A 21,035-nucleotide genomic window follows, 5' to 3' on the forward strand; every position below is an offset into this window, starting at 1 on the left:
TGCATGACCCGTTTCGACGACATCCGCCTCCTGCGCATCAACTATTTGCGCGGTCCCAACCTCTGGACCTACCGGCCCGTGCTGGAAGTCTGGCTCGACCTGGGCCAGCTGGAGGACTACCCTTCCAACAAGATCGACGGCTTCACCGACCGGCTCACGGCGCTGCTGCCGGCGCTCATCGAGCACCACTGCGGCGTGGGCGAGCGCGGCGGCTTCATCCAGCGGCTGACCGAAGGCACCTGGTCGGGCCACGTGCTGGAGCACGTGGTGATCGAGCTGCTGAACCTGGCCGGCATGCCAACCGGATTCGGGCAAACCCGCAGCACCTCGGAACACGGCGTCTACCGCATGGTGTTCCGCGCGCGCGACGAGCAGGTGGCCCGCGTGGCGCTGGCCCAGGGCCACCGCCTGCTGATGGCGGCCATCAACAACGACCCGTTCACCGCCGATGACGTGCAGAAGGCGGTCGATGCGGTCAAGGCCAAGGTCGAAGACTGCTACCTGGGCCCGAGCACCGCGGCCATCGTGTCCGCCGCCACCGACCGCGGCATTCCGCACATCCGGCTCAACAGCGGCAACCTGGTGCAGCTGGGCTACGGTGCCAACCAGCAGCGCATCTGGACCGCCGAGACCGACTACACCAGTGCCATCGGCGAATCGATCGCGAGCGACAAGGAGCTCACCAAGTCGCTGCTCGCGAGCTGCGGCGTGCCGGTGCCCGAGGGCCAGGTGGTGGCCAGCGCCGAGGAAGCCTGGGAAGCGGCCGAGGACATCGGCCTGCCGGTGGTCGTGAAACCCTCTGACGCCAACCACGGCCGCGGCGTGTCGCTCGAACTGACCACGCGCGAGGAAGTCATGGCCGCCTTCGCGGTGGCCGAGCCCGAAGGCAGCGACGTGATGGTCGAGCGCTTCATCCGCGGCCACGAACACCGCCTGCTGGTGGTGGGCGGCGAGGTGGTGGCGGCCGCGCGCGGCGAGATCATCACCGTGACCGGCGACGGCAAGAGCAGCGTCGCCGAGCTGATCGACAAGCAGCTCAACAGCGATCCGCGCCGCGGCGCCGAAGAGGAATATCCGCTCGACCTGATCGTGCTGGACACCGACGCCAAGCTGCAGCTCGAACTCAAGCGCCAGGAGCTCGACGGCGCCTCGGTACCGGCGGCCGGCCGCGTGGTCACGATCCAGCGCAACGGCAACATGGCCAACGACTGCACCGACCAGGTCCACCCTGAAGTCGCGCATGCCGCGGTGCTGGCCGCACGCGTGGTGGGCCTGGACATCGCGGGCATCGACCTGGTGGCGCAGGACATCGGCAAGCCGCTCGGTCCGCAGCGCGGCGCCATCGTCGAAGTGAACGCCGGCCCCGGCCTCCTGATGCACCTGAAGCCGGCCGTCGGCTCGCCGCGCCCCGTGGGCCGCGCAATCTGCGACCACCTGTTCCCGGGCGATGCGCCGGGGCGCATCCCCGTGATCGGCGTGGCCGGCTCGCGCGACACGGCGGTGCTCGCGCGCCTGGTCGCCTGGCTCATCAACCTGGGCGGGCGCCACACGGGCCTCGCCTGCCGCGACGGCCTGTTCCTGGAGCGCCGTCGCGTCGATGCGCGCGACAGCGCCAACTGGGAAGCCGGCCGCCGCCTGCTGGTGAACCGCGCGGTGCAGGCCGTGGTGATCGAGAACGGCGCCGAGACCATCCTGCGCGACGGCCTGGCCTACGACCGCTGCGAGATCGGCATCGTGACCGACCTCGAAGGCGCCGAGGCGCTGGCCGACTACGACATCACCGAGAGCGACCAGATGGTCAAGGTGCTGCGCACGCAGGTCGACGTGGTGCTGGGCGAAGGCACTGCGGTGCTCAACGCGGGCGATCCGCGCGTGGCGGGCCTGGCCCCGTTGTGCGACGGCGCCGTCATCCTCTATGCGGCCGATCCGCAGGCCGCCGCGCTCACCGCGCACCAGGCCGCCGGCGGCAAGGCCGTCCTGGTGCGGCAGGACCGCGTGGTGCTGGCCAACGGCAGCAGCGAATCCTTCCTGCCCGGCCTTGGCCGGCTGACCGTCTGGCGCGCCACGCACGCGGGCGTCAGCCTGGAGAGCCTGCTGGCCGCGGTGGCCGCGGCCTGGGCGCTGGGCATTCCGCTGAACCTCATCGGCGCTGGCGTCGAGGCCTTCGAGGCCGACCTGCAGGCGGCGCTGGCCTCGCTGCAGCTTTCGCAGACGCAGCCGCTTTCGTCCCCCCAACTGCAACTCGCCTGAAGCGCACCGCCGCCCCATGAAAGTCACCCGTATCCGCGCCTTGCGCGGCCCCAACCTCTGGAGCCGCCACACCGCCATCGAAGCGGTGGTTGCCTGCGAAGGCGACGAGAACGCCATCAGCCGCCTGCCGGGCTTCGAAGCACGCCTGCGCGCGCTCTTCCCCAACATCGGCGAACTGCATCCGATGGTGCTGGGCCAGCCGATGGCCGTGGCGCACGTGCTCGAGAACGCCGCCGTGGCGCTGCAGGCCCAGGCCGGCTGCGCCGTCAACTTCGGCCACACCTCGCCCACGGTGGAAGACGGCGTCTACCAGGTCGTCTTTCAGTACAGCGAAGAAGCCGTGGGCCGGCGCGCGATCGAACTGGCCGAACAGCTGATCGCGGCCGCGCAGGCCGACACCACCTTCGACGCCGCCGCAGCCATCACCGAGCTGCGCGACCTCGACGAGTCCGAGCGCCTCGGCCCGAGCACCGGCTCGATCGTCGACGCCGCCGTGGCGCGCGGCATTCCCTACCGCCGACTGACCAGCGGCAGCCTGGTACAGTTCGGCTGGGGCTCCAAGCAGCGCCGCATCCAGGCGGCCGAGGTCGACAGCACCAGCGGCGTGGCCGAATCGATCGCACAGGACAAGGAACTCACCAAGCAGCTGCTCAACGCCGCCGGCGTGCCGGTGCCGCTGGGCCGCCCGGTTTCCGATGCGCAAGACGGCTGGGCCGCGGCCATGGAAATCGGCCTGCCCGTGGTGGTGAAGCCGCAGGACGGCAACCAGGGCAAGGGCGTCACGGTCAACATCACGACCGAGGAGCAGCTCACGGCCGCCTACGACTCGGCCGCCATGTACGGTGAAGTCATGGTCGAGAAATTCCTGCCGGGCTTCGACTTCCGCCTGCTGGTGGTGGGCGACCGCCTCGTGGCCGCCGCGCGGCGCGACCCGCCGCACGTGATCGGCGACGGCAGCGCCACCGTGCGCCAGCTGGTGGACGCAGTGAACCTCGACCCGCGCCGCGGCGAAGGCCACGCCACCTCGCTCACCAAGATCCGCCTGGACGACATCGCCATCGGCCGCCTCGAGGCCCAGGGCCTCACGCCCGACGGCGTGCCCGCGCGCGGCCAGCGCGTGGTGCTGCGCAACAACGCCAACCTGTCCACCGGCGGCACCGCCACCGACGTGACCGACACCGTGCACCCCGAAGTGGCCGCGCGCGCGGTCGATGCGGCGCAGATGGTCGGGCTGCACATCTGCGGCGTCGACATGGTGTGCGAGAACGTGCTGCGCCCGCTCGAGGAACAGCACGGCGGCGTGGTCGAGGTCAATGCCGCGCCCGGCCTGCGCATGCACATCTCGCCCTCCTTCGGCCGCGGCCGCGCGGTGGGCGAGGCCGTCATGGACACCCTGTTCGCGCACGGCGACGACGGCCGCATTCCGGTGGTGGCCGTGACCGGCACCAACGGCAAGACCACCACGGCGCGCCTCATCAACCACCTGCTCTCGTCGAGCGGCCTGCGCACCGGCATGACCAACACCGACGGCGTGTATGTCGACGGCCGCCAGACCGACAGCGGCGACTGCAGCGGCCCCAAGAGCGCGCGCAACGTGCTCATGCATCCCGACGTGGATGCGGCCGTGTTCGAAGTGGCGCGCGGCGGCGTGCTGCGCGAGGGCCTCGGCTTCGACCGCTGCCAGGTGGCCGTGGTCACCAACATCGGCAGCGGCGACCACCTGGGCCTGAACTACATCACCACCGTCGAAGACCTCGCGGTGCTCAAGCGCGTGATCGTGCGCAACGTCGCGCCCGACGGCTATGCGGTGCTCAATGCCGCCGACGTCAACGTCGCCGCCATGGCCGCCGGCTGCCCCGGCCACGTGATCTTCTTCACCGCCGATCGCCAGCATCCGGTGATGGCCACGCACCGCGCGCAGGGCAAGCGCACCGTCTACGTCGACCAGGACACGCTGGTCGCGGCCGAAGGCTCCTGGCGCGAGCGCATCGCGCTGCGCGACGTGCCCATCACGCGCGGCGGCACCATCGGCTTCCAGGTCGACAACGTGATGGCGGCCGTGGCCGCCGCATGGGCCGTGGGCCTCGACTGGGACACCATCCGCAGCGGCCTCGCCAGCTTCCTGAACGACGCGGCCGGCGTGCCGGGGCGCTTCAATGTCATGGATTACCGCGGCGCCACCGTGATCGCCGACTACGGCCACAACACCGACGCCATGCGCGCGCTGGTCTCGGCCGTGGACACCATGCCGGCCAACAAGCGCTCGGTGGTGATCAGCGGCGCGGGCGACCGGCGCGATTCCGACATCCGCGACCAGACCGCCATCCTCGGCCAGGCCTTCGACGACGTGATCCTCTACCAGGACGCGGCCCAGCGCGGCCGCGCCGACGGCGAGGTGATGGCGCTGCTGCGCCAGGGCCTGCAGGGCGCGGCGCGCACGCGCTACATCGACGAGATTCGCGGCGAATTCGTTGCCATCGACACCGCGCTTGCGCGCCTGCAGCCGGGCGACCTGTCGCTGATCCTGGTCGACCAGGTCGAGGAAGCGCTCGCGCACCTCGCGCAGCGCATCGCGGCGGGCTGACACGCCCCGGGCCGGCCGCGCCGGCCCATGCCGGACACGTCCCACACGCAGGGGCGAGTCCGGCCGGGTCTGCTGTCTGTGCCGTCCCACACCCTGCAAGGGATGCACCGGACCACACTGTGTGTCCGGTCGCGCTTTCGGAGGGCGCGCCTCAACCAGGAGCACCCGATGACAACAACAGTTCGTTCCACCCTTTGTGCTGCCGCGCTTTTTGCAGCAAGCGGTTTGCTTTTTTCCGGCGCATCGTTCGCGCAGGCGCCCGGCACGGCCGCGCGCGCGCAGCAGGAGCGCGCCACCTGCGACGGCGTGCAGCAGGACCGCGCGGCATGCCTGCGCGAAGCCGGCGCCGCGCGCCAGGAAGCGGGACGCAACGGCCTCACGAGCGCCAGCCCCGGCCGCTACGACGCCAATGCGATGGCACGCTGCCGCGAACAGCCCGCGGCCGACCGCGCCGACTGCGAGGCCCGCCTGCAGGGCGGTGCACGCACCAGCACCGAAGGCAGCGTGATGGGCGGCGGCGTCATCCGCGAAACAGTGACGCCACTGCCGGCGCAACCGGCCGCCCCCGCGCGCTGACCGGCATGGGCCGCGAGGAACCCGCTGCGGCTCGCCTTGTCCAACAGTTTCATGTTTCAGGTCACTCCAAGGAGCACCCCATGAACAGCACCACCCGTTCGATGATTGCCGCCCTGATTGCCGTGGGCGGCCTGGCCGCCGCCACCTCGGCCTCGGCCCAGCCGCGCCGCGGCGACTCCACCTACCAGCAGGAACTTGCGGTCTGCGGACACAACCAGCAGGACCGTGCGGCCTGCATCCGCGAGGCCGGCGCCGCACGCCAGGAAGCTGCGCGCGGCGGCCTGACCAGCGCCCCCGACTACCAGCGCAATGCCCTCGCGCGCTGCGGGCTACAACCACCGGCCGACCGCGCAGACTGCGAAGCCCGCGTGATGGGCGGCAGCGGCAACACCCGCGGCAATGTGGATGGCAGCGTGATGGGCGGCGGCGTGATCCGCGAATCGGTCACCACCGTCGTCATGCCGGCACCCGCCGCCGTGATACCGGCGCCGATGCCCGCGCCTTCGCGGGTCCCGCCACCGGCCATTGCGCCGATGGAACCGGTGCCGATGCCGGCTCCCATGCCGGCGCCGATGCGCTGAAGCTTGCTGCCCAGCGGCGTCCCGGTCGCCCAAACGGGGCGGCGGTGGATGCGTGCGCCACGCCCGTCAAGGGCAATGACCCTCGCCTGTCACACGACTGTCATAAAGCGCGGCGGCATGCTAGCTATAGTTCGCGGTCTCTGCCTACCGAGGAACACTATCCCATGAATGCCATCAAGGTCGCTCGCCGATTCATAGAAACGGACCCGGCCAACGAGTCGGCCAAGATCCTGGCACAGCTCGTGTTGGCGCTCGAATCCGAACGCAGCTTCGAGCTGGTCACGCTCTACAGCCTCGACTACAAGAGCTTCGAGCTCGCCATGGACATCCTGAAGGAATGGCGGCTCGATCGCTATTACGCGAGCAAGTCGAAGCTGTTCGACCTGTCCTTGCAAGTGAGCGAACTCGAGAAGAGCTGAACCCGAACCTGCTGGGTGCGCCGCGCGCTCAGACCAGCATCCCTCCGGATGCTTCGATGCGCTGGGCATTCACCCAGCGATTGCCCTCCCCCAGCAAGCCTGCGATCGCTCCGCCGATATCGTCGGGCTGGCCTGCGCGTCCGAGTGCGGTGAAACCCGCCACCATCGCGTTCACTTGCGGGTTGTCACGCACCATGCCTCCACTGAAGTCGGTTTCGATCGCACCCGGCGCGATCGTGTTGGCCGCAATGCCGCGCGCGCCGAGTTCCTTCGCGAGGTAGCGCGTGAGCGTTTCCACGCCACCCTTCATCGTGGCGTAGGCGGACGCACCGGCCATCGAAAACCGGGTGAGCCCCGACGACACATTGACGATGCGCCCGCCGTCGTTGATGAGCGGCAGCAGCTTCTGTGTGAGGAAGTACGGGCCCTTCAAGTGCACGTTGAAGAGCATGTCGAACTGGGCTTCTGTCGTGGCCTCGAAGTTCGCGTGCAGGCCCACGCCGGCGTTGTTGACCAGGAAGTCGAAGCGCTCGCGCTGCCAGGTGGCAGCCAGCGCTGCCCTCACCGAATCCGCGAATGCGGCGAAGGTCTTGCTGTCCCCGACATCGAGCCTGAGGGCGACTGCGCGGCGCCCCTTCGCCTCGATCTGCGCCACCACCGCCTGCGCGCTGGCGTCGTTCGACACGTAGGTGAAGATCACGTCGACGCCATCGGCGGCGAGCGCCAGCGCGGCGCTGCGGCCGAGGCCGCGGCTGCCGCCGGTGATGAGTGCGATGCGGGATGGGTTGGCGGTTGCGGAAGCTGTCATTTCAAAGTCCTTGGTGGGTTGATCGGTGAGTCGATGGGTGGACTTTAAAAATTACCGGCAGAAAGATAAATTCCGAGAAACTGCGCACACTGTTACCTGGAAAGGAAACAATCCTCGGCCATGAACACCGATGAATTGCGCATCTTCTCGAGGGTGGCCGAACTCGCGAGCTTCAGCCGTGCCGCGGACCAGCTCGGGCTGACCCGCGCGCGCGTTTCGGTGGCCGTGCAGCAACTCGAGGAGCGGCTGGGAACGCGGCTCCTGCAGCGCACGACGCGCAGCGTGCGGCTCACCGAGGACGGGGGGCGCTTCCTCGACCGCTGCAAGGACTACCTGGCCGAGGGCGAGCAGCTCGCCACCATGTTCCGTTCGCACGCCGGCGGCCTCACGGGGCGGCTGCGCGTCGACCTGCCGAACGCCATTGCGCGCGACCTCGTCATTCCGCGCCTGCCCGAATTCCTGTCGCGGCATCCCGCGCTCGAAGTGGGCATCAGCACCTCGGACCGCCGTGTCGACCTGGTCCACGAAGGCTTCGACTGCGTTTTGCGCGTCGGCATGCTCGGAGATTCGGAACTCGTCGCGCGGCCGCTCGGTGCCCTGCGCATGGCCAATGCGGCGAGCCCTGGCTACCTGCGCGCGCACGGCACGCCCTGCACGCTCGACGACCTGGCGCAGCACCGGGTCGTTCATTTCGCGCCGACGCTCTCTTCCAGCGACGCAGGCTGGGAGTACCTCGACCCCGCCGATGGCGTGTACAAGACATGGCCCGTGCCTGCGACCGTCACGGTGAACGGCACCGACGCCTACCAGGCTGCCGCGCGAGCCGGCCTGGGCCTGATCCAGGCACCGTTCGCGGGCCTGGAAGCGAGCCTCGCCGCGGGCGCGCTGGTGCAGGTGATGCCGGAGTTCAACGCGCGCCCGATGCCGGTTTCGCTGCTCTATGCCAACCGGCGCCAGCTCGCACCGCGCGTGCTGGCCGTGATGGACTGGTTGACCGAGATCGTCGCGCCCTACTTCGTCGAAGGGCGCGGCGCCGCTGTCAACGCCCCCAGCGCAGCACCATCGGGTCGAGCCGCTTCGCCGTCTCGATCAGGCCGGCGCGCGTCTCGGGGTGCATCGCCGGCAGCGGATGTCGCGGCGCCTCGCAAGCGATCACGCCGCCCTCCTTCATGAGCGACTTGCAGGCCAGGAGGCCGGCCTGGCGGTTCTCGTAGTTGATGAGCGGCAGCCACTGCTGGTAGAGCGCAAAGGCCTTGTCGCGGTCGCCCGCGCGGTGCGCCTCGATGATCGGGCGGATGCCGTCGGGATAGCCGCCGCCGGTCATCGAGCCGGTGGCGCCGGCATCGAGGTCGGGCATCAGCGTGATGGCCTCCTCGCCGTCCCACGGGCCTTCGATGGCATCGCCGCCGAGGCGGATCAGCTCGCGCAGCTTCGACGCTGCACCGGCCGTCTCGATCTTGAAGTAGGCGACGTGCTCGATCTCCCTGGCCATGCGCGCGAGGAACGGCGCCGACAGCAGCGTGCCGCTCGCGGGGGCGTCCTGGATCATGATCGGAATGCTCACTGCATCGGAAAGGCCGGCATAGAACTCGAAGATCTGCGGCTCGGGCACGCGGAAGGTGGCGCCGTGATACGGCGGCATCACCATCAGCATGGCGGCGCCCATGTCCTGCGCGCGCCGGCTGCGCTCGGCGCAGACGCGGGTGCTGTAGTGGGTAGTCGTCACGATCACGGGCACGCGGCCCGCCACATGCTCGAGCACCGTGCGCGTGAGCACCTCGCGCTCCTCGTCGGAGAGCACGAACTGCTCGGAGAAGTTGGCAAGGATGCAGAGGCCGTCGGAGCCCGCGTCGATCATGAAATCGACGCAGCGCTTCTGGCTCTCGAGGTCGAGCGCGCCCTGCTCGGTGAAGGTGGTCGGCACCACCGGAAAAATGCCGCGGTATCTAGGGGTCATGATGGATCAGTGTGAATGGCGGGGCACGCCGGCGCCGCGGCAGCCGACAAGAAAATCGAAGTCGCAGCCTTCATCGGCCTGCAGTACGTGGTTGACGTAGAGCTTCTGGTAGCCGCCGCCGCGCGTGCTCATGGGCTGCGCGTCGGTGCTGGTCAGCGAAGCCAGGCGCGAGGCCAGTTCTTCGTCGCTGATGTCGAGGTGCAAGCGGCCCGCATCGCAGTCGAGCTCGATCCAGTCGCCGTCGCGCACCGCCGCGAGCGGTCCGCCGTCGGCGGCCTCGGGCGCGACGTGCAGCACCACCGTGCCGTAGGCCGTGCCGCTCATGCGTGCATCCGAGATGCGCACCATGTCCTTGATGCCTTGTCGCAGCAGCTTGGGCGGCAGCCCCATGTTGCCGACCTCGGCCATGCCGGGGTAGCCCTTGGGGCCGCAGTTCTTCATCACCAGCACCGAGCTCGCATCGACCTCGAGGCTTTCGTCGACGATGCGCTCCTTGTAGTGCTCCAGGTTCTCGAACACCACCGCGCGGCCGCGGTGCTTGAGCAGCTCGGGCGATGCCGCCGAAGGCTTGAGCACCGCGCCGCGCGGCGACAGGTTGCCACGCAGGATGCGGATGCCGCCGTCGGCGATCAGCGGCTTGTCGAGCGGGCGGATCACCTCGTCGTTGAGGCTCGGCGCCTCGCGCACGTTGTCCCAGATCGACTGGCCATTGACGGTGAGCGCGCCGGGGTGCGGCAAGAGGCCGCTTTCGCCCAGGCGCCGCAGCACCGCGGGCAGGCCGCCCGCGTAGTAGAACTCTTCCATCAGGAAGCGGCCCGAAGGCAACAGGTCGACGATGGTCGGCGTGTTGCTGCCGATGCGCGTCCAGTCTTCCAGCTCGAGGTCGACGCCGATGCGCCCCGCGATGGCCTTCAGGTGGATCACCGCATTGGTCGATCCGCCGATGGCGGCGTTGACGCGAATGGCGTTCTCGAAAGCCTCGCGCGTGAGGATCTTCGACAGCGTGAGCCCCTCCTTCGCCATCTCGACCGCGCGCATGCCCGACATCTGCGCGAGCACGTAGCGCCGCGCGTCGACCGCGGGAATGGCGGCGTTGTGCGGCAGCGATGTCCCCAGCGCCTCGGCCATGCAGGCCATGGTCGAGGCCGTGCCCATGGTGTTGCAGGTGCCGGCCGAACGCGACATGCCGCCTTCGGCCGAGAGGAACTGGTGCAGGTTGATCTCGCCGGCCTTGAGCGACTCGTGCAGCTGCCACACGGCCGTGCCCGAGCCGATGTCCTTGCCATTGAGCTTGCCGTTGAGCATCGGCCCGCCCGTGACCACGATGGCCGGGATGTCGCAGCTGGCCGCGCCCATCAGCAATGCGGGCGTGGTCTTGTCGCAGCCCGTGAGCAGCACCACCGCATCGACCGGGTTGCCGCGGATGGCTTCTTCCACGTCCATGCTCGCGAGGTTGCGCGTGAGCATGGCGGTGGGCCGCAGGTTCGATTCGCCATTGGAGAACACCGGAAACTCGACCGGAAATCCGCCCGCCTCCGAGATGCCGCGCTTCACATGCTCGGCGATCTTGCGGAAGTGCGCGTTGCAGGGCGTGAGCTCCGACCAGGTGTTGCAGATGCCGATGATCGGCCGGCCGTCGAACTCGTGGTCAGGTATGCCCTGGTTCTTCATCCAGCTGCGATACATGAAGCCGTTCTTGTCGGCCGAGCCGAACCATTCGGTCGAGCGCAGCTTCTTCTTGGGGGTTTGGTCCGGCATGCGGAGTTTCCTGAAAGCGAGAGAGAGAAAAGAAGAACGCGTCAGCGCCGTGGCGCACGCGAAGTGAAGAAGCGCTGCAGCAGGCAGAACACGAAGAGCAGTGCACCGACGACGATGCGCGTCCACCACGAGCTCAGCGTGCCGTCGAAGGAGATCAGCGTCTGGATGATCCCGAGCATCAGCACCCCGAACAGCGTGCCCGCCACATAGCCCACGCCGCCCGTGAGCAGCGTGCCGCCGATCACCACCGCCGCAATCGCATCGAGCTCCAGCCCCAGCGCATGCAGGCCGTAGCCCGAGAGCATGTAGAAGGTGAAGATCACGCCCGCGAGCGCCGAACAGAAGCCCGACAGCGTGTAGACGCCCACGATCGTGGAGCGCACCGGCAGGCCCATCAGCAGGGCCGACTGCTCGCTGCCGCCAATGGCGTACACCGCGCGGCCGAAGGGCGTGCAGTGCGCGATGAACACCGCCGCCAGCAGCACGCCGATGGCGATCACCGCGCTGATCGACAGCGAAGCCTCGCCCCAGACCGGAATGCGGATCTGCGAGACCTCGGCATAGAACGCGTTGGTGATGCTGATGGAGTCGATGCTGATCAGGTAGCAGAGCCCGCGCGCGAGGAACATGCCTGCGAGCGTGACGATGAAGGGCTGCAGCCTGAAGCGCTCGATGAGCAGGCCCATGAACGCGCCGAACGCGGTGCCCATGGCCAGCACCAGCGGAATCACCACCGCCGGGCTCCAGCCATGCTTCTCGACCAGCGAGGCCGACACCATCGTGGTGAGCGCGATCACCGAGCCCACCGACAGGTCGATGCCGCCCGAAAGAATCACGAAGGTCATGCCCACGGCCACGACGATCAGGAAGGCGTTGTCGATCAGCAGGTTGAGGAACACCTGTGCCGAGAAGAAGCCGTCGTAGAACACCGAGCCCAGCGTGGCCATCAGCATGAACAGCGAGATGGTCGCCGTGAGCGGCAGGTACTTCGGATTGAGTCCCGTCTTGCCCCCTCTCCCGCGAGCGGGAGAGGGTTGGGGTGAGGGTGCAGTCTCGATCACCGCGCTCATGACCTTGCTCCCTCATGCCCCGGCCGCTGCACCAGCGTGCGCACCTCCGCCCTGAACTCCGGCGACTGCAGCAGCATCACCGCGAACACCACCACGGCCTTCACCACGAGGTTGATCTCGGGCGGCACGCCCAGCGAGTAGATGGCATAGGTCAGCGTCTGGATGATGAGCGCGCCGATCACGCTGCCCACGAGGCTGAAGCGCCCGCCCGTGAGCGCGGTGCCGCCCAGCGTCACGGCCAGGATCGCGTCGAGCTCCAGCAGCTGGCCGGCGTTGTTGCCGTCCGCGCTCTTGACGTTGGAGCTGATCAAAAGGCCCGCCACGCCCGCGCACAGGCCGCAGAACGCATAGGCGCCCACGACCAGCCTGCGCGCCTGCACGCCGGCCACGCGCGCGGCCGTTGGGTTGATGCCCACCGCCTGGATGAAGAGCCCGAGCGCCGTGCGCGTGATGGCCAGGTAGAGCAGCACGAACACCGCGGCCACGATGAACAGCGAGAACGGCAGGCCCAGCAGGTAGCCGCTGCCGAGGAAGAAGAAGGGCTTGTAGTAGATGGTGATGATCTGCCCGTCGGCGATGAGCTGCGCGACGCCGCGGCCCGCCACCATGAGGATCAGCGTGGCGATGATCGGCTGCATGCCGACCTTGGCCACCAGCATCCCGTTCCAGAGGCCGCAGAGCAGCGCAACGCCCAGGGCCGCGAGGATCGCGAGCGGCATCGGGAAGCGGCTCACGTCGCTCGCCACCGAGCCGCCGATCATCCAGGCCGCGACGGCCGCCGCAATGGCCACCACCGCACCCACCGAAATGTCGATGCCGCGCGTGGCAATCACCAGCGTCATGCCCAGCGACACCAGCACCAGCGGCGCCGCGCGGTTCAGGATGTCGACCAGGCTGCCGTACAGATGGCCGTCGCGCCATTCGAGGTGCAGGAAGCTGGCATTGAACGCGGTGTTGACCGCGAGCAGGAGCAGCAATGTGACGATGGGCCAGGCGAGGCGATGACTCATCAGGGACGAGAGGCGCTTCATGTCTTCTGCCTTGCTCCTTCCCCTTCCGGGGGAAGGCTGGGATGGGGGCACGCGGCCTCGAACACTGCGCGGCGATGAAGGCCGCTGGCCCCCACCCCGGCCCTCCCCCAGCGGGGGAGGGAGAAAGACAAGACATCACGCTGGTTCATGCCGCTGCAATCATTTCGTAGACTTCGTCCTCGCTCGAACCGCCGGGCAGCTCGCCCACCTTCTTGCGGTCGCGCAGCACCACGATGCGATGCGCCACGCGCACCACCTCGCTCATCTCCGACGAGATGAAGATCACCGCCATGCCCGCCTTTGCGAGCCGCAGGATCTCTTCCATGATTTCCTGCTTGGCCGCCACGTCGATGCCGCGCGTGGGCTCGTCGAGTATCAAGAGGCGCGGCTCGGTCGCGAGCCAGCGCGCGATCATGGCCTTTTGCTGGTTGCCGCCCGAGAGCAGGCCGATGGGGGTTTCGACGCTCGCGGCCTTGATGCCCAGCGACGCGACGAAGCGCTCGGCGATCGCCGTCTGCTCGGCGCGCGACAGGAAGCGCCGCACGCCGAGGCGCGCCTGCAGCGCCAGCGCGATGTTCTCGCGCACCGACAGCTCGGCCACGATGCCATCGGTCTTGCGCTCTTCGGGGCACAGCGCGAGCCCTTCGCGGATGGCGTCGGCGGGGTTCGAGAAGCTGACGGAACGGCCATCGATACTCAGCACCCCGCGGTCCGGCGCTTCGAGCCCGAACAGCAGGCGCGCAAGCTCGGTGCGGCCGGCGCCCAGCAGGCCCGCAATGCCGACCACCTCGCCCGCACGCACGCGCAGGTCGGTGGCCTGCAGCTGCCCCGCCTGGCCCAGGCCCTCGGTCTGCAGCAGCGCGGGCGCCGCTTCATCGAAGGCCGGCAGTGCCGGGGGCCGGGCCGACTGGGCGGCCAGCTCGCGCCCCAGCATCGCGGCAATCAATGCCTGCGGGCCCAGGTCCGCGGCGCGCCACTCGCCCACCCAGTTGCCGTTGCGCAGTACCGTGATGCGGTCCGACACCGCATACATCTGGTTGAAGAAGTGCGTCACGAACACGATCGCGAGCCCCTCGCTGCGCAGGCGCCGCAGCACCTCGAACAGCTTTTCAACCTCGTCGTCGTCCAGGCTCGAGGTCGGCTCGTCCAGGATCAGCACCTTCGACGACACGCCCAGCGAGCGCGCAATGGCCACCATCTGCTGCACCGCGACCGAATAGCTCGACAGCAGCCGGCTCACGTCGATGTCCAGGCCGATGCGCGCCAGCAATTCCTCTGCGCGCCGGTTCACCGCCGCCCAGTCGATGCGAAAACCCTGCGCCGCGCCGCAGCGCGGATAGCGGCCCGCGAACACGTTCTCGGCCACCGAGAGGTTCGGGCACAGGTTGACCTCCTGGTAGACCGTGCTGATGCCGAGCTTCTGCGCCTCCAGCGGCGAGGCGGGATGAATGGGTTGTCCGCCCAGGCGCATCTCGCCGCCGCTCGACGGAAGAACCCCCGTGAGCACCTTGATGAGCGTCGACTTGCCCGCGCCGTTCTGCCCCATGAGCGCGTGGATCTCGCCGGGGTACAGCTTCAGCTGCACGTCGCGCAGCACCGGGATGCCGCCGAACTGCTTGTGGATGCCCCGCAGTTCGAGCACGGGGCTGATGCTGCTCTGGCTCATGCGCCTATTTGTTCTTGTTGTAGACGTCGATGAACACCGCCGCCAGCAGCACCAGGCCCTTGATGACCTGCTGGTAGTCGATGCCGATGCCCAGGATCGACATGCCGTTGTTCATCACGCCCATGATGAAGGCGCCGATCACCGCGCCCATCACCCGTCCCACGCCGCCCGAGGCCGAGGCGCCGCCGATGAAGCAGGCCGCGATCACGTCGAGCTCGAAACCCAGGCCCGCCTTGGGCGTGGCCGTGTTGAGCCGCGCCGCGAACACCAGGCCCGCGAGCGCGGCCAGTGCGCCCATGTTGACGAAGGTCAGGAACGCGAGCCGCTGCGTCTTCACGCCCGACAGCCGCGCCGCCTTCTCGTTGCCGCCCAGCGCATAGATGCGCCGGCCGATGGTGGTGCGGTTGGTGACGAAGTCGTACACCACGATCAGCACCGCCATCACGATCAGCACATTGGGCAGGCCCTTGTAGGTCGAGAGCAGGTAGCTGAAGAACAGGATGATGGCCGCGAAGAACAGGTTCTTCACCAGGAAGAACACATAGGGCTCCGTCTCCATGCCGTGCGCCGCGAGCTTGGCGCGCCCGCGCAGCTTGAAGAACACCAGCGCCGCCGCGGCCAGCGCGCCGACCACCAGCGAGGTGGTGCGCAACGTGTCGCCGCCCAGCGGATCGGGAATGAAGCCCGAGCTCAGCCGCTGGAACTCGACCGGGAACGGCCCCACCGACTGCCCCGCCAGCAGTGCCAGCGTGAGCCCCTTGAACACCAGCATGCCCGCGAGCGTGACGATGAACGACGGGATCTTGCGGAATGCGACGAACCAGCCCTGCGCGGCGCCGATGACCGCGCCCGCCGCAATGCTGATGATGGCCGTGGGCACGAAGTGCCACTCGTACTCCACCATCAACACCGCCGCCAGCGCGCCGATGAAGCCGCAGACCGAGCCTACCGAAAGATCGATGTGTCCCGCCACGATCACCAGCAGCATGCCCAGCGCCATGATGACGACGTAGCTGTTCTGCAGCAGCAGGTTGGTGAGGTTCAGCGGCCGCAGCAGCGTGCCGTCGGTCAGCACCTGGAACAGCACCATGATCGCGACCAGCGAGATCAGCATGCCGTATTCGCGCAGGTTGTTCTTCAGGAAACCGGCGTGCAGCTTCGAAGTTTCTGCAATGGGGACCGCGGCGTTCACCGCGTTGGCGTCAGGCTGCGACATGGACGGAACTCCCCGCGCTCACGATGGCATGCATGATGCGCTCCTGCGAAGCCTCGGCGGCCGGAAATTCGGCCACGAAGCGGCCCTCGTTCATCACATAGATGCGGTCGCACATGCCGAGCAGTTCCGGCAGTTCGGAAGAAATCATGAGAATGCCTTTGCCCTCGCTCGCGAGCTGGTCGATGATGGTGTAGATCTCGTACTTGGCGCCCACGTCGATGCCGCGCGTGGGTTCGTCGAGAATCAAGAGTTCGGGTTTGGTGAAGAGCCATTTGCTGAGCACCACCTTCTGCTGGTTGCCGCCCGACAAATTGACCACCAGCTGCTCCACGCCCGATGAACGGATGTTGAGTGCGCGGCGGTAGTCGCTCGCCACCTTGAATTCGCGCGCGTCGTCGATCACCATGGAACTCGAGACCGCTTCCAGGTTGGCCAGGCTCACGTTCTTCTGGATGTTTTCCTCCAGCACCAGCCCGAGGCCCTTGCGGTCTTCGGTGACGTAGGCAATGCCATGGTCGATGGCCTTGCGCACCGTGCCCACGTCCACCGGCTGGCCGTGCATCAGCACCGTGCCGCTGATGCGCTGGCCGTAGGACTTGCCGAACACGCTCATCGCCAGCTCGGTGCGGCCCGCGCCCATGAGGCCCGCAATGCCGACGATCTCGCCCTTGCGCACATGCAGGTTCACGCCCTTGATCTGTTCGCGGTCGGCATGCAGCGCGTGGTGCACGCGCCAGTCGCGCACCTCGAACACCGTTTCGCCGATCTTCGGATCGCGCTGCGGATAGCGGTGCGCCATGTCGCGCCCGACCATGCCGCGGATGATGCGGTCTTCGCTGATCGGCTGGCCGCGGCAGTCCATGGTCTCCACCGTGGCGCCGTCGCGCAGCACGGTGATGGAGTCGGCCACCTTGGCAATCTCGTTGAGCTTGTGCGAGATCAGGATCGATGCGATGCCCTGGCGCTTGAGCTCCAGCAGGAGCATCAGCAGGGCATCGCTGTCGTTTTCGTTGAGGCTGGCGGTGGGCTCGTCCAGGATCAGCAGCTTGACCTCTTTCGCCAACGCCTTCGCAATCTCCACCAGCTGCTGCTTGCCCACGCCCAGGTCGGTCACCAGCGTGGTCGGCGGCTCCTTCAGGCCCACCTTGGCGAGCAGCTCGCGCGTCTTCGCATAGGCGGCGAACCAGTCGATCACGCCGCCATGCGCAATCTCGTTGCCAAGGAAGATGTTCTCGGCAATGGACAAGAGCGGCACCAGCGCCAGCTCCTGGTGGATGATGATGATGCCGAGCTTCTCGCTGTCGACAATGCTCCGGAAGCGGCGCAGCTCGCCCTCGAAGTGGATCTCCCCGGTATACGAGTCGCACGGGTAGACGCCGCTCAGCACCTTCATGAGCGTCGACTTGCCCGCGCCGTTCTCGCCGACCACCGCATGGATCTCGCCCGCGCGCACCGCCAGGTTGACATCGCTGAGCGCCTTCACGCCCGGAAATGTCTTGGTGATGCCGCGCATCTCGAGGATGCTGCGGCCGTCCGCTTCTGCTGCTGCCATTCCGACGCTCACTTGACCTGGCTTTCCTTGTAGTAGCCGCTGTCGACCAGCACCTGCTTCCAGTTGCCGCCGTCCACGCTCACGGGCTTGAGCAGGTACGAGGGCACCACCTTGATGCCGTTGTTGTAGGTCTTGGTGTCGTTCACCTCGGGCGTCTTGCCCGACAGCATGGCGTCGACCATGGCCACCGTGACCTTGGCCAGCTCGCGCGTGTCCTTGAACACGGTCGAGGTCTGTTCCTTGCGCAGGATCGACTTGACCGACGGGATCTCGGCGTCCTGGCCCGAGACGACAGGCATCGGCTGCGACGCCGAGCCGTAGCCCACGCCCTTGAGCGACGAGAGAATGCCGATCGAAAGCCCGTCGTACGGCGACAGCACCGCATCGACGCGATCCTTGCTGTAATAGGCCGACAGCAGGTTGTCCATGCGCGCCTGCGCCACCGCGCCGTCCCAGCGCAGCGTGCCGACCTTGTCCATGCCCATCTGCTTGCTGCGCACCACCAGCTTGCCGCTCTTGATGTACGGATCCAGCACCGACATCGCGCCGTTGTAGAAGAAGAAGGCGTTGTTGTCGTCGGGCGAACCGCCGAACAGCTCGATGTTGAACGGGCCCTTGCCGCTCTTCAGGCCGAGCGCCGCCTCGATCGATTGCGCCTGCAGCACACCGACCTGGAAGTTGTCGAAGGTGGCGTAGTAGTCGACGTTCTTCGAGCCCTTGATGAGCCGGTCGTAGGCAATGACCTTCACGCCCTTGTCGGCCGCCTTCTGCAGCACGTCGGACAGCGTGGAGCCGTCGATGGCCGCGATGACCAGCACCTTGGAACCCTTGGTCACCATGTTCTCGATCTGCGCGAGCTGGTTCGGGATGTCGTCGTCGGCGTACTGCAGGTCGGTCTTGTAGCCCTTTTCCTTGAAGTACTTGACCATGTTGGCGCCGTCGGCGATCCAGCGGGCCGACGACTTGGTCGGCATCGAGATGGCGATCGGCCCCTTGTCCTGCGCATGCGCGAGCGGCGCGATGCCGGCAATGGCCAGTGCGATGCCTGCGAGCGAGGCCTTGAGGAAGTTGCGTTTCATGGGTGTGGGCTCTCAGTACTTGCGATTGGGAAACTCTTTGGCGGCGACTTCCATCGGGAAGATCGTCTCTTCCGTCACGATGCGCTTGGGCAGCGGCTTGCCGGCCTTGATGTCCTTCACGGCGCTCATCAGCTGGGGCCCGAGCAGCGGGCTGCATTCGACCGACACGTTGAGCTTGCCGGCGATCATGGCTTCGAAGGCGCCCTTGACGGCATCGATCGAGATGATCGTGATGTCCTTGGCCGGCTTCAGGCCCGCTTCCTCGATGGCCTGGATGGCGCCGATGGCCATGTCGTCGTTGTGCGCATAGAGCACGTTGATCTTCTTGCCCTCGGCCTTCAGGAAGGCTTCCATCACTTCCTTGCCCTTGGCGCGCGTGAAGTCGCCGGTCTGCGAGCGCACGATCTTGAACTTGGGGTCGGCCTTGATGATTTCCTCGAAGCCCTTCTTGCGGTCGATGGCCGGTGCCGAGCCCACGGTGCCCTGCAGCTCGACGATGTTCACGTCGCCCTTCTGGTCCTTCATCTTCTCGACCAGCCAGCGGCCCGCCTTGCGGCCTTCCTCGACGAAGTCGGAACCCATGAAGGTCACGTAGAGCGAGTCGTCCTTGGTGTTCACCGAGCGGTCGGTCAGCACCACCGGGATCTTGGCGGCCTTGGCTTCGCGCAGCACGGTTTCCCAGCCCGATTCGACCACCGGCGAGAAGGCGATCACGTCCACCTTCTGCGCGATGAACGAGCGGATCGCCTTGATCTGGTTTTCCTGCTTCTGCTGCGCGTCGGAGAACTTGAGCTCGATGCCGGCTTCCTTGGCCGACGACTTGATCGACTCGGTGTTGGCGGTGCGCCATTCGCTCTCGGCGCCCACTTGGCTGAAGCCGAGCACGATCTTCTTCTGCGCCAGCGCGGTGGCGGGCAGGAGCCCGCCGAGCGAGGCAGCGGCGAGTGCGATATTGAGGGTGCGGCGATTGAGTTTCATTGGGATGTCTCCTTCTTTCTGTGTGCTTGCTGATGAAAACCGTCCGTGGTGGTCAGGCCAGCATGTAGCCGGTCTTGACCGTCGTGTAGAACTCCGCGGCGTGGCGCCCTTGTTCGCGCGGCCCGTAGCCCGACCCCTTGCGCCCGCCGAAGGGCGCGTGGAAGTCCACGCCCGCCGTCGGCAGGTTGACCATCGTCATGCCGACCTCGGCATGGCGCCTGAAATGCATCGCGTGCTTGAGCGAGTTGGTGCAGATGCCCGCGCTCAGGCCCGACGGTGTGTCGTTGCACAGCGCCAGCGCCTCGTCGTAGTCGGTAGCGCGCAGCACGCAGGCCAGCGGGCCGAAGATTTCCTCGCGCGCGATGCGGTGCCCGGGCTGGGCCAAAAACAGTGCAGGGCTCATGTAGTGGCCGGCCGTGGCGCGCTTGAGCGGCTCGCCGCCCCACACATGCTCGGCGCCCTCCTCGCGCGCAATGCCGACCCAGGCCAGGCTGCGCGCCAGGCGCTCTTCATCGACCAGCGGCCCGACGTCGACGCCGCGCTCCAGCGCATGGCCGATCTTCAGCGCCTTGAGGCGCTCGCGAAGCCGCGAGACGAACGCGTCGTGCACCGCAGCCTCGACGATCAGCCGGCTCGACGCCGTGCAGCGCTGGCCGTTCGAGAAGTAGGCGCCCTGCACCGCGCAGTCGACCGCATGGTCGATGTCGGCATCGGCCAGCACCACGAGCGCGTTCTTGCCGCCCATTTCCAACTGCACCTTGGCGCGCCGCGCGGCGGCCGCCTGCAGGATGCGTTCGCCGTTGCGCGCCGAGCCGGTGAAGCTCAGGGCATCGACCAGCGGGCTGTCGACCAGCGCCTGGCCGGCCTCGCGGCCGCTGCCCATCACCAGGTTGAACACGCCCGCGGGCAGCGCAGCGCGGCTGATGATCTCGGCCAGCGTCCAGCCGCAGGCCGGCACCAGCTCGGCCGGCTTGAACACCACGCAGTTGCCATGCGCGAGCGCCGGCGCAATCTTGGTCGCCGGAACCGCGAGCGGCGAATTCCACGGCGTGATGAGCCCGGCCACGCCCACCGGCTCGCGCGTGACGTCGACCTGCACGCCCGCGCGCAGCGAAGCCATGTTCTCGCCGCCGCCGCGCAGCGCCTCGCCCGCAAAGAACTTGAACACCTGCCCCGCGCGCGCCGCTTCGGCCACTGCCTCGGGCAGGGTCTTGCCGACTTCGCGCGCCAGCAGAAGGCCCAGCTCGTCCTTGCGCGCCAAGAGTTCGGTGCCGATGCGGTCGAGCACGTCGGCCCGGCGCTGCGGCGTGCTGTGGCTCCAGTGGGAAAAGGCATCGGCGGCCGCGCGGATCGCGGATTCCACCTGGCGGCGATCGGCGCGTGCGTATTCGGCCACCACTTCGCTGGTGTCCGAAGGATTGGCGCTCACACCGGTGGTCGCGCTGGTCTCCCAGCGGCCGTTGATGTATTGCCGCACGTTCTGATGGATCTCGCCGTGAATCACCTGCGC

General features: G+C 67.8%; 16 protein-coding genes and 1 pseudogene. 6 read left to right on the top strand and 11 right to left on the bottom strand.

Features of this window, described 5'->3' with window-relative positions; translation table 11 throughout:
• Positions 1-3: 3 nt before the first annotated feature.
• From L1081_RS15305 to L1081_RS15325, 5 genes are all read left to right on the top strand, one after another.
• Positions 4-2,250 (top strand): cyanophycin synthetase, encoded by a 2,247-nt coding sequence (locus tag L1081_RS15305; RefSeq protein WP_489412944.1) that lies wholly within the window; start codon positions 4-6, stop codon positions 2,248-2,250.
• Between the two features lie 16 nt (positions 2,251-2,266).
• Positions 2,267-4,834: a cyanophycin synthetase gene (gene cphA, locus L1081_RS15310; protein ID WP_489412945.1), complete on the top strand. Its 2,568-nt coding sequence runs from the start codon at positions 2,267-2,269 to the stop codon at positions 4,832-4,834.
• Positions 4,835-5,002: 168 nt separating this feature from the next.
• On the top strand, positions 5,003-5,410 hold the full coding sequence (locus tag L1081_RS15315) for a hypothetical protein (protein ID WP_489412946.1): 408 nt from the start codon (positions 5,003-5,005) through the stop codon (positions 5,408-5,410).
• 80 nt (positions 5,411-5,490) lie between these two features.
• A complete protein-coding gene (locus L1081_RS15320; protein ID WP_489412947.1) occupies positions 5,491-5,991 on the top strand; it encodes a hypothetical protein in 501 nt (166 codons plus the stop codon).
• 164 nt (positions 5,992-6,155) lie between these two features.
• Positions 6,156-6,410 (top strand): hypothetical protein, encoded by a 255-nt coding sequence (locus L1081_RS15325; RefSeq protein ID WP_012746204.1) that lies wholly within the window; start codon positions 6,156-6,158, stop codon positions 6,408-6,410.
• Positions 6,411-6,438: 28 nt separating this feature from the next.
• Here L1081_RS15325 and L1081_RS15330 read toward each other — a convergent pair whose 3' ends face one another.
• The gene (locus L1081_RS15330; RefSeq protein ID WP_489412948.1) at positions 6,439-7,218 is read right to left on the bottom strand and encodes an SDR family oxidoreductase; all 780 of its coding nucleotides are present in this window, start codon (positions 7,216-7,218) and stop codon (positions 6,439-6,441) included.
• 120 nt (positions 7,219-7,338) lie between these two features.
• Here L1081_RS15330 and L1081_RS15335 point away from each other — a divergent pair.
• Positions 7,339-8,157, top strand: a pseudogene (locus tag L1081_RS15335) (LysR family transcriptional regulator); the annotation flags it as partial.
• A 100-nt stretch (positions 8,158-8,257) separates the two neighbouring features.
• On the opposite strand, the gene L1081_RS15340 reads toward L1081_RS15335, so the two are convergent.
• The 10 genes from L1081_RS15340 to L1081_RS15385 form a co-directional block, all read right to left on the bottom strand.
• Positions 8,258-9,175 carry a dihydrodipicolinate synthase family protein gene (locus L1081_RS15340; RefSeq protein WP_489412949.1) on the bottom strand — a complete coding sequence of 306 codons (918 nt, stop codon included), beginning with the start codon at positions 9,173-9,175 and terminating at the stop codon, positions 8,258-8,260.
• A gap of 6 nt (positions 9,176-9,181) precedes the next feature.
• Entirely contained in the window at positions 9,182-10,933 is a 1,752-nt protein-coding gene (locus L1081_RS15345) for a dihydroxy-acid dehydratase (protein ID WP_489412950.1), read from the bottom strand.
• Between the two features lie 41 nt (positions 10,934-10,974).
• Complete coding sequence (yjfF, locus tag L1081_RS15350; RefSeq protein ID WP_489412951.1) at positions 10,975-12,003, bottom strand: galactofuranose ABC transporter, permease protein YjfF; 1,029 nt, start codon at positions 12,001-12,003, stop codon at positions 10,975-10,977.
• Positions 12,000-13,034, bottom strand: coding sequence for an ABC transporter permease subunit (locus L1081_RS15355; protein WP_489412952.1), 1,035 nt, complete (start codon positions 13,032-13,034; stop codon positions 12,000-12,002). Before L1081_RS15355 ends, yjfF begins: the two co-directional genes overlap by 4 nt.
• Before the next feature lie 145 nt (positions 13,035-13,179).
• Complete coding sequence (locus L1081_RS15360) at positions 13,180-14,700, bottom strand: ATP-binding cassette domain-containing protein (RefSeq protein WP_489412953.1); 1,521 nt, start codon at positions 14,698-14,700, stop codon at positions 13,180-13,182.
• 4 nt (positions 14,701-14,704) lie between these two features.
• Positions 14,705-15,916: a multiple monosaccharide ABC transporter permease gene (gene mmsB, locus L1081_RS15365; protein ID WP_489412954.1), complete on the bottom strand. Its 1,212-nt coding sequence runs from the start codon at positions 15,914-15,916 to the stop codon at positions 14,705-14,707.
• Positions 15,903-17,468, bottom strand: a complete 1,566-nt coding sequence (mmsA, locus tag L1081_RS15370) for a multiple monosaccharide ABC transporter ATP-binding protein (RefSeq protein WP_489412955.1) — start codon at positions 17,466-17,468, stop codon at positions 15,903-15,905. Before mmsA ends, mmsB begins: the two co-directional genes overlap by 14 nt.
• 8 nt (positions 17,469-17,476) lie before the next feature.
• On the bottom strand, positions 17,477-18,547 hold the full coding sequence (chvE, locus tag L1081_RS15375) for a multiple monosaccharide ABC transporter substrate-binding protein (protein ID WP_489412956.1): 1,071 nt from the start codon (positions 18,545-18,547) through the stop codon (positions 17,477-17,479).
• Positions 18,548-18,559: 12 nt separating this feature from the next.
• Positions 18,560-19,525, bottom strand: coding sequence for an ABC transporter substrate-binding protein (locus L1081_RS15380; protein WP_124960915.1), 966 nt, complete (start codon positions 19,523-19,525; stop codon positions 18,560-18,562).
• A 52-nt stretch (positions 19,526-19,577) separates the two neighbouring features.
• Complete coding sequence (locus L1081_RS15385; RefSeq protein WP_489416787.1) at positions 19,578-21,029, bottom strand: aldehyde dehydrogenase family protein; 1,452 nt, start codon at positions 21,027-21,029, stop codon at positions 19,578-19,580.
• Positions 21,030-21,035: the final 6 nt, after the last annotated feature.

This window comes from Variovorax sp. MSC1_012 (genome assembly GCF_023667525.1).
GTDB lineage: Bacteria > Pseudomonadota > Gammaproteobacteria > Burkholderiales > Burkholderiaceae_C > Variovorax > Variovorax beijingensis_B.